The sequence below is a fragment of the Streptomyces sp. NBC_01591 genome (genome assembly GCF_035918155.1).
Classification (GTDB): domain Bacteria; phylum Actinomycetota; class Actinomycetes; order Streptomycetales; family Streptomycetaceae; genus Streptomyces.
Map to the genome: position 1 here is coordinate 1,496,910 of NZ_CP109327.1, position 12,135 is coordinate 1,509,044.

General features: G+C 71.2%; 11 protein-coding genes. All 11 read right to left on the reverse strand.

Translation table 11 applies throughout. The features are described 5' to 3' along the window. Positions 1 to 221 precede the first annotated feature (221 nt). On the reverse strand, positions 222 to 605 hold the full coding sequence (locus OG978_RS07145) for a DUF3037 domain-containing protein (protein WP_326764382.1): 384 nt from the start codon (positions 603 to 605) through the stop codon (positions 222 to 224). Further along, a complete protein-coding gene (locus OG978_RS07150; protein WP_326764383.1) occupies positions 602 to 1,456 on the reverse strand; it encodes a HipA family kinase in 855 nt (284 codons plus the stop codon). The genes OG978_RS07145 and OG978_RS07150 overlap by 4 nt, the downstream gene beginning before the upstream one ends. Positions 1,457 to 1,544: 88 nt before the next feature. Further along, complete coding sequence (gene ilvC / locus OG978_RS07155; protein ID WP_326764384.1) at positions 1,545 to 2,549, reverse strand: ketol-acid reductoisomerase; 1,005 nt, start codon at positions 2,547 to 2,549, stop codon at positions 1,545 to 1,547. Positions 2,550 to 2,627: 78 nt separating this feature from the next. Further along, complete coding sequence (gene ilvN / locus OG978_RS07160) at positions 2,628 to 3,200, reverse strand: acetolactate synthase small subunit (RefSeq protein ID WP_326764385.1); 573 nt, start codon at positions 3,198 to 3,200, stop codon at positions 2,628 to 2,630. A 14-nt stretch (positions 3,201 to 3,214) separates the two neighbouring features. Next, positions 3,215 to 5,119, reverse strand: a complete 1,905-nt coding sequence (locus OG978_RS07165) for an acetolactate synthase large subunit (RefSeq protein WP_326764386.1) — start codon at positions 5,117 to 5,119, stop codon at positions 3,215 to 3,217. Positions 5,120 to 5,255: 136 nt separating this feature from the next. Next, positions 5,256 to 6,032, reverse strand: a complete 777-nt coding sequence (locus OG978_RS07170) for a 4'-phosphopantetheinyl transferase family protein (RefSeq protein WP_326764387.1) — start codon at positions 6,030 to 6,032, stop codon at positions 5,256 to 5,258. A 43-nt stretch (positions 6,033 to 6,075) separates the two neighbouring features. Then, positions 6,076 to 7,368, reverse strand: a complete 1,293-nt coding sequence (locus tag OG978_RS07175) for an MFS transporter (protein WP_326764388.1) — start codon at positions 7,366 to 7,368, stop codon at positions 6,076 to 6,078. After that, positions 7,353 to 8,831 carry an argininosuccinate lyase gene (gene argH, locus OG978_RS07180; protein WP_326764389.1) on the reverse strand — a complete coding sequence of 493 codons (1,479 nt, stop codon included), beginning with the start codon at positions 8,829 to 8,831 and terminating at the stop codon, positions 7,353 to 7,355. The genes OG978_RS07175 and argH overlap by 16 nt, the downstream gene beginning before the upstream one ends. After that, positions 8,828 to 10,093, reverse strand: a complete 1,266-nt coding sequence (locus OG978_RS07185) for an ATP-grasp domain-containing protein (RefSeq protein WP_326764390.1) — start codon at positions 10,091 to 10,093, stop codon at positions 8,828 to 8,830. The genes argH and OG978_RS07185 overlap by 4 nt, the downstream gene beginning before the upstream one ends. Continuing rightward, entirely contained in the window at positions 10,090 to 11,136 is a 1,047-nt protein-coding gene (locus tag OG978_RS07190; RefSeq protein ID WP_326764391.1) for a PLP-dependent cysteine synthase family protein, read from the reverse strand. The genes OG978_RS07185 and OG978_RS07190 overlap by 4 nt, the downstream gene beginning before the upstream one ends. A 1-nt stretch (position 11,137) precedes the next feature. After that, complete coding sequence (locus OG978_RS07195) at positions 11,138 to 12,055, reverse strand: GHMP family kinase ATP-binding protein (RefSeq protein WP_326764392.1); 918 nt, start codon at positions 12,053 to 12,055, stop codon at positions 11,138 to 11,140. Positions 12,056 to 12,135: the final 80 nt, after the last annotated feature.

Genomic DNA, 12,135 nt, shown 5'->3' on the forward strand with positions numbered 1-12,135 from the left:
CGCCCTTGGATCGCCGCTCAGCGGACGTCGGGGCAACCCCGCCACGGAACCTCGTGTGCGCGGAACCTTCCCGATTACTGAGCAACCGCTTAGTACCTTCAGCAGACGAGACGCTAGAAGCCCTGGCACCCGGTGTCAACGGCCCACGGCCGCCGGGGCGCATGTCACACCCGGCGGCGACTCCCGCGCAGTGGTCGCGGGCGGCGCCGCCGGACGGCGGATCAGCGCACCAGCAGATCGAGCAGCCGCTCGACCTCGGCTTCCGGGTCGGCCGTGAGGCCGCTGTGCACGGGGCTCGGCTGGACGACGGTGGAGCGGGGCGCGATCAGCCAGCGGAAACGGCGGCCGGCGTCGTCACGGGCCGCCTGGCCCGCGGCCGTACCGCCGCGGCACACTCCCTCGACGGCATGCAGGGCGGCTCGTACACCGATCACGTCGGCGGTCGGGTCCAGGGCCCTCAGCTTGGTCTCGTCGAGATGGGTGCGGGCGGCCACGAAGCTCCGCGCACGGCAGTAGACGACCACGCCCGCGTTGAAGAACTCGCCGCGCTGCACCCGCGGGACCACGCGCAGCAGCGCGTACTCGAAGACATCGCGCTCGCTCACCGCTGGCCGTCCTTGTCGTTCTTCTTGGTGGGGTGCGGCCAGGGGGTGAGGTGTTCGGTGAGCCAGCCGGGGGCCTGGGACGGCTTGGGCTCGGTGGGGCCCTCCATCGTGATCCGCTCATGGATGGTCGCGGCGCGCGGCAGGAGCGCCTCCACATAGGCGCGGCGCAGCTCGTCGGTGCTGTCGAAGCCCGGCTCGTCCACCAGCCACTCGTCGGGGACGTCGGCCGCGACCTCGGTGAGCAGTTCCTCGGTGACCAGCGGGGCGAGCTCGGCGGCGGCCGCCGCGATGTCGGGTGCGAACGGGGCGAGCGCGTGGTCGGAGGCGTTGTACGGCTTGGCGGCGGACGCCTGGGCGCCGGGCCAGTTGTGGTGCCAGATCATGGTGGCGCCGTGGTCGATGAGCCACAGGTCGCCGTGCCAGATCAGCATGTTCGGATTGCGCCAGGACCGGTCGACGTTGTTGATCAGCGCGTCGAACCAGACGACCCGTCCGGCTTCCCGGGAGTCCACCTGGTAGGCGAGCGAGTCGAAGCCGATCGAGCCGGGCAGGAAGTCCATCCCGAGGTTGAGCCCGCCGCTGGCCTTCAGCAGCTCCTGCACCTCCTGGTCGGGCTCGGCGAGTCCGATGACCGGGTCGAGCTGGATCTGTACGAGGTCGGGGACCCGCAGCCCGAGCCTGCGGCCGAGCTGCCCGCAGATGACCTCCGCGACCAGCGTCTTGCGGCCCTGTCCGGCGCCGGTGAATTTCATGACATAGGTGCCGAGGTCGTCGGCCTCGACGATCCCGGGAAGCGATCCGCCCTCCCGCAGGGGCGTGACGTAGCGGGTCGCTGTGACTTCGGTGAGCATTGGCCCAGGCTATCCGGCGCACGGCGCGGCGCCCGGTCCCCGCGGGCGCCTTCGCGCACCCGGGGGCCGGACGTCCGGGGCGTCGGTGTTACGCGTCCTCGTCGTTGACCCAGCTCATGAGCTTGCGCAGCTCGCGGCCGGTGGTCTCCAGGAGGTGGTCGCTGTCGGCCTTCTTGTACTCGTTGTACCTGGGCAGGCCGTTGTGGTACTCGGCCATCCAGTTCTTGGCGAAGGTGCCGTCCTGGATCTCGGCGAGGACCTTCTTCATCTCGGCCTTGGTGGCGTCGGTGATGATCCGCGGGCCGGTGACGTAGTCGCCCCACTCGGCGGTCTCCGAGATCGACCAGCGCATCTTCTCCAGGCCGCCCTCGTACATCAGGTCCACGATGAGCTTCAGCTCGTGCAGGCACTCGAAGTACGCGATCTCCGGCTGGTAGCCGGCCTCGGTCAGCGTCTCGAAACCGGCCTTGACCAGAGCGGCGGTACCACCGCACAGGACGGCCTGCTCACCGAACAGGTCGGTCTCGGTCTCCTCCGTGAACGTCGTCTTGATGACACCGGCACGGGTGCCGCCGATGGCCTTCGCGTACGACAGGGCCAGCGCCAGGCCGTTGCCCGTGGGGTCCTGCTCGACGGCCACGATGCACGGAACACCACGGCCCTCCTCGTACTGACGGCGCACCAGGTGACCCGGGCCCTTCGGGGCGACCATGCAGACGTCGACGCCGGCCGGCGGCTTGATGAAGCCGAAGCGGATGTTCAGGCCGTGGCCGAAGAACAGCGCGTCGCCGTCCTTGAGGTTGTCCTTGATCGACTCCTCGTAGACCTGGGCCTGGATCGGGTCCGGGACCAGGATCATGATGACGTCCGCCTCGGCGGCCGCCTCGGACGGCGTCACCACACGCAGACCCTGCTCCTCGGCCTTCGCCTTGGACTTCGAGCCCTCGTGCAGACCGACCCGGACGTCGACACCCGAGTCACGCAGCGACAGCGCGTGGGCGTGGCCCTGGCTGCCGTAGCCGATGACCGCGACCTTGCGGCCCTGGATGATGGACAGGTCGGCATCGTCGTCGTAGAACAGCTCGGCGGGCATGGTGGTTCTCCTTGATTCCTGGAACGTGAGGGTGTGCGGACGGGAAAGAGGAAGGCCGGTGGTCTGTACCGAGCGGCGCTAGGCGCTCTGCGCGTCGGCCGTCGTCGCGGTGGCGGCCGGGGTCAGGCGGATCGGCCGGGCCTCGCGCGCGGAGCGGTCGGCCAGGGCCCGGGAGCCGCGGCCGATCGCGATCGCGCCGGACTGGACGAGCTCCTTGATGCCGAAGCCCGCGAGCATCCGGAGCATCGCGTCGAGCTTGTCGCCTGAGCCGGTCGCTTCGAGGGTGACGGCGTCGGGCGAGACGTCGACGGTTCTGGCGCGGAAGAGTTCGGCGATCTGGACGATCTGGGCCCGGGTGCCGTTGCCGGCGCTCACCTTCACCAGGACCAGCTCGCGCTGGACGGCGGAGTCGGCCTCCAGCTCGACGATCTTGAGAACGTTGACCAGCTTGTTGAGCTGCTTGGTCACCTGCTCCAGGGCCAGTTGGTGGTCGACCCTGACGACGATGGTGATGCGGGAGAGCTCGGGATGTTCGGTGGTGCCGACCGCGAGCGAGTCGATGTTGAAGCCGCGACGCGAGAACAGGGCGGCGACACGGGCGAGGATGCCGGGCGTGTCCTCGACCAGGACGGAGAGCGTGTGCTGGGACATGTCAGAGGGTCCTCTCAGTCGTCCGCGGAGTCGCCGAAGTCGGGGCGTACGTCGCGTGCGGCCATGATGTCGTCGTTGGAGGTGCCGGCTGGGACCATCGGCCACACCATCGCGTCCTCGTGGACGATGAAGTCCACCACGACGGGGCGGTCGTTGATCGCGTTGGCCTTGTCGATGATCGCGTCGAGCTCGTACGGGTTCTCGCAGCGCAGGCCCACACAGCCCATCGCCTCGGAGAGCTGTACGAAGTCCGGGACCCGGGTGCCGTGGTTGGTGGCGGATCCCACTCCGCGGGTCGATCCGGTGGTGGCGTTGGTGGCGCCGTCGTGCAGCACCGTGTTGGAGAACCGCGCTCCGTAGAAGAGGTTCTGCCACTGGCGGACCATCCCGAGCGCGCCGTTGTTGATGATCGCCACCTTGATCGGGATGTTGTTGAGCGCGCAGGTGGTGAGTTCCTGGTTGGTCATCTGGAAACAGCCGTCGCCGTCGATCGCCCAGACCGTCCGCTCGGGGCGGCCGGCCTTGGCGCCCATCGCGGCCGGCACCGCGTACCCCATCGTTCCGGCGCCGCCCGAGTTGAACCAGGTGCCCGGCTCCTCGTGCGGGAGGAACTGTGCCGCCCACATCTGGTGCTGGCCCACACCGGAAGCGAACAGCGTTCCTTCCGGGGCGAGTTGACCGATCCGCTCGATGACCTGCTGCGGGGAGAGCAGCCCCGGGTCGGCGGGCAGTTCGTAGCCGCGACGGTACGTGGCCCGCCAGTGGTTCAGCTCCCGCCACCAGGCCGAATATCCCGTCCGGGCGGCCTCGCCGACCCGGCCGTCCTCCCGCTCGGCGCGCACGGCGGCGGCCAGGGCGACGAGGACCTCGCGGGCGTCCCCGACGATCGGCACGTCGGCGACCCGGTTCTTGGAGATCTCGGCGGGGTCGATGTCGGCGTGGACGACCTTGGCGTGCGGGGCGAAGCTGTCCAGCTTGCCGGTGACCCGGTCGTCGAAGCGGGCTCCGAGGGCGACGATCAGGTCGGCCTTCTGGAGCGCGGCGACCGCCGCGACGTCCCCGTGCATGCCGGGCATGCCCACGTGCTGCGGGTGGCTGCCGGGGAAGGCGCCCAGTGCCATCAGGGTGGTGACCACGGGGGCCCCGGTCAGTTCGGCCAGGGTGCGCAGTTCGGCCGTGGCCCGTGCCTTGATGACTCCGCCGCCGACGTAGAGGACCGGGCGGCTCGACGCGCTGATGAGGCGGGCGGCCTCGCGGATCTGCTTGGCGTGCGGCTTGGTGACCGGACGGTAGCCGGGCAGATCCGTCTTCGGCGGCCACCGGAAGGTGGTGGCCGCCTGCAGGGCGTCCTTGGTGATGTCGATGAGTACCGGTCCGGGGCGGCCGGTCGAGGCGATGCGGAAGGCCTCGGCGACCGTCCGCGGGATGTCGTCGGCGTTCGTGACCAGGAAGTTGTGCTTGGTGATCGGCATGGTGATACCGACGATGTCCGCCTCCTGGAAGGCGTCCGTACCGATCGCCCTGGAGGAGACCTGACCGGTGATGGCGACCAGCGGCACCGAGTCCATGTGCGCGTCCGCGATCGGGGTCACCAGATTGGTGGCGCCCGGACCCGAAGTCGCCATGCACACCCCCACCTTGCCGGTGGCCTGCGCGTAGCCGGTGGCCGCGTGCCCGGCGCCCTGCTCGTGGCGGACCAACACATGACGGACCCGGGTCGAGTCCATCATCGGGTCGTAGGCGGGCAGGATCGATCCGCCGGGAATGCCGAACACGGTTTCCGCGCCGGCCTCTTCGAGCGAGCGGATGAGCGACTGGGCGCCCGTCACGTGCTCGGCGCCGGTGTCGGGCTGCCCGGTGGTACGGGGCAGCACTTGCGGGAGGAGGGCCGCGGGGGCCTGCTGCACAGCGTTTGACATCGTCAGTTCCAAAAGTCCGTAGGAGTGTTGGCGAGGACGTTCCGGTGATCGGCAGCCGCGGCGGGAGCGGCCGGGTGGTGCGTGCCCGCCGCCGGGTGATCACCGCGACGGTGCACCCGGCGGACTCGGCGGGAGGTCAGGGCGGAGTTCTTGCCGTCTGCAGGGCGTCGCAGGTGTGCCGTACGACGTCGAGGCCGGCGAGCCTCCGGACGAGCGGACCTTCCACGGTCAGCTCGCCGCGTACCGCCACCGCCGCCGCGTAGCCCCGGTCCACCGGTACGTCGAGCAGGGTCCAGCCGGATGGCGGGTAGGGGCCCTCGGGGCGTCCCGAGCCGACGTAGTCGAGAGCGGGGTCGCGGCCCAGACCCGTGCCGAGGCCCTTGAGGTAGGCCTCCTTCCGGGTCCACAGCCGGGCCAGGGCCCGCGGCCGCGCCATGGGGCTCAGCGCGGCCAGTTCGGCCTGCTCGTCCACGTGCAGCATCGCGGCGAGGTCGGCGGTGCCGTCCTCGTCCGGCACCAGTTCCACGTCGACCCCGATGGGGGCCGCTGCGGTACCGACGACGGCGAGATCGCCCCGGTGGGACAGCGAGAAGAACAGCCGGTCGTCGGCGTCGCGCACGGTGGGCCGGCCGTGCGGCCCGCCGCAGCAGGGACAGGTGTCCCGGCCGAAGTGGACTTCCTCGGGGCGCAGGCTCAGGTACGAGCCGAGCAGTCGGCGAAGGGCGACATGCGCGGCCGTGAACCGGGTCCGGTCGGCGGCGTGCATGAGGGTGGCGGCACGCTGACGCTCGGTCGCGTCGAGTACCTGTTCGTCCAGGATGCCGATGGGGACATCCGAGACCCGCAGGAGCCAGAGGTCGAGTGAGCCAGGGGGTGGCAGCTCACGGACGACCTGCGGCAGGGTTTGTTCCACGGGGTCTCTCCTGTTCGTACGAGAGTGACAGGCGAGTCGGGTCTCACGGCGTGGCCGGCGCGACCGGCAGGTCCCGCCTTCGGCGCAGCGGCCCGATCAGGAGGAGCAGCGGGGTCAGGGCGAGTCCCGCGGTGAGCAGCCACAGGGTGGGCCGCAGGCCGAGGGCGGTGCCGAGGATCCCGCCGAGCAGGGAACCGAAGGGAATGGCGCCGAAGTTCGCGACCGAGACGCTGGCCGAGACGCGGCCGAGCAGCTGGGGCGGACAGTAGCGCTGGCGGAACGCCCCCTGGATCACGTTGGCGAGCACGACACCGAGCGAGAGGACCGCGCTGCCGACCACCAGTGCGGACAGGGTCCAGTCCATCCTGGTCAGCGGGATCAGCAGGGCGAACGGGGCGCTGGCGATCGTGGCGACCAGCAGTCCGCGGGCCGAGCCGAACCGTGCGATCAGGCGTTTCGCGGTGGTCGCCCCGAGGATCCCGCCGATGCTGCTCGACGCGAGGAGCCAGCCGGTCGCGCCTTCGGGTACCCCGAGCTCACGGATGATGAAGACCGGCAGGATCGCCGCCTCGGCCGTCAGCAGCAGGTTGGTGGCGGTGCCGTACAGGGTGAGGACGCGCAGGTACGGGTCCCTGAAGGTGTACTGCACGCCCTCCTTGATGTCCTGCCGCAGGGCCCGGCGTTCCTCGGGTTTCTCCGGAATCGGCTCCTTGCTGCGGATTCCGAGCAGGCACAGCGCGGAGACGAGGAACGTCGCCGAGTTGACGAGGAGTCCGGAGGCGGCGCCGAACGCCTGGGCCAGCAGGCCGCCGCCGCCCAGCCCCGCGACCTGGGCCACCGATTCACTGCCCTGCAGCTTGGCGTTGGCCTCCTGGAGGTCCTCGGGTTCGACGATGGAGGGCAGGTAGACCTTGTACGAGATCCCGAAGAACACCGCGGCGAAGCCGTTGATCAGCGCCACGACCATCAGCTGGGTCATCGTCAGGACGCCGAGCCAGCCCGCCACCGGAACGCTCGCCAGGAGCACGAGCGGGACCAGGTTGCAGATCAGCATGATCGGCCGGCGTCGCATCCGGTCCACCCAGGCACCGGCAGGCAGGCCGATGAGCAGCCAGGGCAGCCAGGGGGCGGCCGCCAGCACACTCACCCAGAACGTGCTCGCGTCGAGCGTCACGACGGCCACCAGGGGCATGGCGACCCCGGTGATGTTGATGCCGACGCGGTTGGTCGTCTCGCCGAGCCACAGCAGCCGGAAGTCGTGGTGGCCGAACAGTCCGCTGCGCGGCGGCTGCTCCTGCTCCTTGCCGGGAGCGCGTTCGGTCAGGCGGGCCGACATGATGTCACCGCCTCGGCCACGGCCTGCGACAGCAGCGCGCTTCCGCCGGACCAGCGGGTGCGCCGGTCGGTCGACTCGGCTTTCAGCGCGTCCCGTCGGATGCCGAGAGCGCGTATTCCGTCGCCCGTGGAACCGGGTCCGCCGCCGTGGGCGCACGCCGCGGCCACCCGGTCGGGGGCCAGCCCGCCGTCGTCGACGGCGGCGAACCGGGCCGCGTCCACCAGCGACCGGCCGGATTCCAGGGCACCGAGCACGGTCTCGCCGACGAGATGGTGCGCGGCCCGGAACGGCGTCCCGTCCAGGACGAGCCGCTCCGCCAGGTACGTGGCCGAGGTGAAGCCGTCCACGGCCCGGTCCGTCATGCGTTCCCGTTCCGGTTCCGTTCCCGCCACCACCAGGCTCAGCAGCGTCACCGCGTCGGTGGTGCTGCTCAGTCCGGGCCAGAGGTGCCGTACGGCCTCGGTGCCGACGGCGATGGCGTTGGTGTAGCCGCCGGTGGTCATCGCGGACGCCGCGCCGACGAAGGCGCCGAGACTCGCGGTGGACCTGCCCTGGATGTGTTCGAGCAGGAACGGGTTGCGCTTCTGCGGCATCATCGAGCTGGAGCCGACGAGGGTGTCGCCCACCCGCAGCAGCCCGAACTCCTCCGAGGTCCAGGTGCTCAGGTCCCGCCCGGCCCGGGCCAGCGCGACGCCGAGGACGGCGGACGCGGACAGCAGGTCCAGCACGAAGTCCCGGGAGGCCACCGCGTCGACCGAGTTGGGCGCGGCGGAGCTGAAGCCGAGCAGTTCGGCGGTGCGTTGTGGGTCGATGGGGACGGACGTCCCGCCGATCGCACCGGCGCCCAGCGGGTTGACGTCGAGCTGGCGTCCGGCGTCCAGCAGCGCCTCGTACGCGCGCAGCACCGCGCCCGCGACACCGGCGAGGTAGTGGCCATAGCTGATCGGTACGGCCGGCTGGCCGTGGGTGTAGGCGGGCATGACCACGTCCCGGTACTCCTCGGCCTTCGCCAGGAGCACCCCCGCCAGCCGGTCGACCGCGTCGAGCAGTGCCAGATAGGGGCCGCGCGTCTTCAGCCGGGTGGTGGTGGCGTTGAGGTCGTTGCGTGACCGGCCGGTGTGCAGGATGCCGCCGGTCCCGTCGCCCAGTTTCTCGATGAGGTGTCCCTCGTACGCCAGGTAGACGCCGCGCGGCATCGGGGTGGCCCGGACCGGTGCGAAGTCCTGTCCGCGCAGTTCCTCGATAGTGCGCAGCAGGGCCGCGGCCCGGCCCGCGTCCACGATCCCGCGCTCGGTGAGCATGATCAGATGGGCCCGGTCGACCTCGCTGATGCAGCGCAGCTCCTCGCCGAGCCCGTCGGCGGTGTCCGGCAGGTACTGGTCGTAGACGATGCGGTGCGCCTCGGCGTCGAGCGCGGCCTTGAGCCGGCCGGTGTCGACGCCGTGCGCCGTCGCTGCGGTCATGCGAATGCCTCCTCTGTGTGCAGATCCGCGTAGGTCACGGCCTCGCCGAGCAGGGCCACGGCCCGGTCGGCGGCTTCGGCCGCCCGTACCGAGCGGTCGGCGACGGCGATGGCGTGGCCGACGCGGCCCCGGAAGTCCTCGGCGGGGCCGACGGGTTCGCCCGGGGCGCGGTAGAGCACCGCCTCGACGGTGCCCGGTACCGTGTGGGCCCTGGCCACGGCTTCCGCGAGTGCGGCGGACGGCGCGAGGATGCCGTCCTGTTCCGCGGTGAGGAACCGGATCGAGGCACGGGCGTACCCGCCACGTTCCAGCTCGGGAGCGGTGCCGAGCGCGGCGAGCACCTGGGCGCGCACCAGGTCGATCCCGCAGGCCCTGCGGACCAGTTCGGGGATCATGCCGCCGGCCAGCCGGGGGTTGACCTCGATGACCTCGGCGGTCCGGGGCCCGGTCAGCCGCAGTTCCACATGGGCGGCTCCCCAGCCGAGGCCGAGCGCCCGCACGGCGCGTACCGCGGACTCGCGCAGCGCGATCTCCTGTTCGCCGGGGAGCGCGGCCGGCACGTCGTGGCCGATCTCGACGAAGACCGGCAGCGCGCCGACGTGCTTGGCGACGGTGACGACGGCGTCGGCGCCGAACACCTCGACGGAGAACTCCGGTCCTGTCAGGTACTCCTCGACCAGGATCCGGCTCGGTGCCGCGATGCCCCGTTCGTTCACGGTGGCCGCCAGCAGTGTCCCGGCGTGCTCGGCGACCTGGTCGAGGTCGGTGCAGAGCCGTACGCCCAGACTCCCCGATCCCTGGACCGGTTTGACCACGACGGGCAGTCCGATGGAGCGGGCCGCGGCGAGTGCGTCGGCGACCTCGGAGACGACGGCGAAGTCCGGCGACCCGACGCCCGCGCCGGCGAGCACCCGGCGCTGCTCGGCCTTGTCGCGGCAGGCGCGCACGGCCTCGGCCGACGGGCCGGGCAGCCCGAGCCGGTACGCCAGTGCGGCGGCGGTCGGTACGTAGTACTCGGAGCTGGTCAGGACGCCCGCGACGGTGGCCCCGTCCTCCAGTGCGCGGACGGCGGCCCACAGCGCGGCCTCGTCGGAGGTGTCCACGACGACGGTCCGCAGCCGGTCCTCGGCGGCGTACGGGTAGCGGTCCGGGTCCGCACACAGCAGCACGGGCACCACGCCCAGCTCGGCCGCGCGCCGCGCGAACAGCCGTCCCGTACCGGTGGTGTTGCTCTCCACCAGGAGCAGCAGGCGCTCGGTCATGAGCCGACCACCGGCATCACCACGTCGTCGAAGCCGCGGCGGGCCCACAGCAGCCGGGACCAGGCGGCGGTGGCGTCCAGCGGGTGCTCGACGGTGAGCGGGCCGTCGACGGCGGGGGCGGGGACGATCCCCTGCTCGCGCAGCCAGCTGTCGTTGTAGACGGTGGACTGGTAACGGTAGCCCTCGTCCGGGAGCACCATCACGACGGTGCTGTCCGGGTTCTGCTCGGCCCACCAGGACGCCACCTGGAAGGACGCGCCACTGGTCGGGCCCATGAACAGGCCGTGTGCGCGGTAGAGCTCGTGGGTCGCGTGGAAGGCCTCGGGGGCCGTCACCCAGTGGACCTCGTCGTACGCCGCGTGCTTGACGTTGCCGGGGTGGATGCTGCTGCCGAGTCCGCGCAGCGTGCGCGGGCCGTCCGGGCTGCCGAAGATGATGCTGCCCTGGGTGTCCACGCCGACCAGGTGCAGCGCCGGGCCGGTCTGCCGCAGCGCGGCGGCGAGTCCGCCGGTGGAGCCTCCCGAACCCACCGGGCCCACCAGGCAGTCCACGGCGCCGACGGTGTTGCCGATCAGGTCGGCGACGACGCTGTATGCGCCCGGGTTGTCGGGGTTGTCGTACTGGCCGGGGACGAAGGCGTCCGGGTACTGACGGCGCAGCTCGGCGACGCGGGCGAGCCGGGCGCCCTGGATGCCGCCGGCCTGGCCGGTGTGCTCGACGATCTCCACCGTCGTACCGAGCATTTCGAGCCGGGTGCGCAGGTCCCGGTCGATCGCCGAGTCGCCGACGATGGTCAGCGGGTAGCCGCGCAGGCGGCAGACCATGGCCAGGCCCAGGGCGAAGGTGCCCGAGGAGGTCTCGATGATCCGGGTGCCCGAGGAGATCAGGCCGGCGGCCTCGGCCCGGTCGAGTATGTAGCGGGCGGGCAGCAGCTTCATCAGGCTGAAGGCCGCCGCGTAGAGGTTGTCGGTCACCTTGATGATGCGTGGCAGCTCCGTCGCCTCCACGATCGAGGAGTGAGCCTTGGGCAGAGTCGTCGTCATGTCAGTCACCCGTTGTGTAGTTCCACTGCTCGTGAATTCCGAGCTCTTGCAGGAGGTCCTGGGCCAGGCCGGTGCGCGCCTCGACCTCGGGGTCGTCCCGGTCGAAGAGAAGACCGGCGATGTCCCCGCTGTGTGCCGCCTGTACCCCGACGGCTCCGGTGGTCCGCGCGATGTCGCGGATGCAGTCGAGGTCCGGGATCGGCAGATGACGCTGGTTGATCTCCGTGCTGGCCGTGGCCACCGAGCCCAGCAGGGCCACGTCCTTCATCTGGATGGCCTCCCGGAGCATCCCCTGCAGCCGGGTGAAGAGGTCGATCTCGTCCTGCCCGTAGCGGGCCGGTGAGAGGGTCAGGGTGTCCACGCCCCGTCCGCCGCCCTCGGGGCGTGAGCCGAAGCCGAGGACCCGGAGGGCCGGCATCCGGTAGCCGAAGTCCTCGATCACCGTGCCCTCGCGCTGCGCGAAGAGGACGGTGGACTCCTCGAACATGAGGGAGTCGGACGCGGTCTCCGCGCACACCGCGATCCGGGCGACGTCCTGCGGCGGCAGCGGGCTGACGAACGCGTCCTTCACCGCCCAGATGGCCGCGAGCACATCGCTCGTGGAGGAGCCGAAGCCCCGGCACAGCGGTACGTCACCGGTGAGGTCCAGATGACCGCCCGCCGGCTCGGCGCCCGGCGGCGTCACGGCGCGGACCGCGAGTTCGGCCGCGCGCCGTGCCTTGCCCTTCCAGTCCGGCGTGACGGTGACCTCGGCGCCGGGAGCGGGGATGAACGTCGCGCGGGTCGCGTGAATGGTGCAGGGAAGAGTGACGAGACCTCGGGTGAGCCCGCCGTCACCGGTGAACACGCCTTGCAGGATCTCGCCGTGGTGGACGGGGGCTGAAGCTACCCCGACACGCCAGCCGGAATGATCAACCATTTCCTTGACTTTCTGTCGCCGGGAGCCGTGGCCTGCGGATGGCTTCACGCTATGCAGGCCGGAACCTGCCGCCCGGCGGC

What these genes read in the sequence shown, in the direction of transcription:
- ilvN (WP_326764385.1), bottom strand. Translation starts at nt 3,200, where the DNA reads ATGTCCCAGCACACGCTCTCCGTCCTGGTCGAGGACACGCCCGGCATC.
- OG978_RS07150 (WP_326764383.1), bottom strand. Translation starts at nt 1,456, where the DNA reads ATGCTCACCGAAGTCACAGCGACCCGCTACGTCACGCCCCTGCGGGAG.
- argH (WP_326764389.1), bottom strand. Translation starts at nt 8,831, where the DNA reads ATGACCGCAGCGACGGCGCACGGCGTCGACACCGGCCGGCTCAAGGCC.
- ilvC (WP_326764384.1), bottom strand. Translation starts at nt 2,549, where the DNA reads ATGCCCGCCGAGCTGTTCTACGACGACGATGCCGACCTGTCCATCATC.
- OG978_RS07195 (WP_326764392.1), bottom strand. Translation starts at nt 12,055, where the DNA reads ATGGTTGATCATTCCGGCTGGCGTGTCGGGGTAGCTTCAGCCCCCGTC.
- OG978_RS07185 (WP_326764390.1), bottom strand. Translation starts at nt 10,093, where the DNA reads ATGACCGAGCGCCTGCTGCTCCTGGTGGAGAGCAACACCACCGGTACG.
- OG978_RS07165 (WP_326764386.1), bottom strand. Translation starts at nt 5,119, where the DNA reads ATGTCAAACGCTGTGCAGCAGGCCCCCGCGGCCCTCCTCCCGCAAGTG.
- OG978_RS07175 (WP_326764388.1), bottom strand. Translation starts at nt 7,368, where the DNA reads ATGTCGGCCCGCCTGACCGAACGCGCTCCCGGCAAGGAGCAGGAGCAG.
- OG978_RS07190 (WP_326764391.1), bottom strand. Translation starts at nt 11,136, where the DNA reads ATGACGACGACTCTGCCCAAGGCTCACTCCTCGATCGTGGAGGCGACG.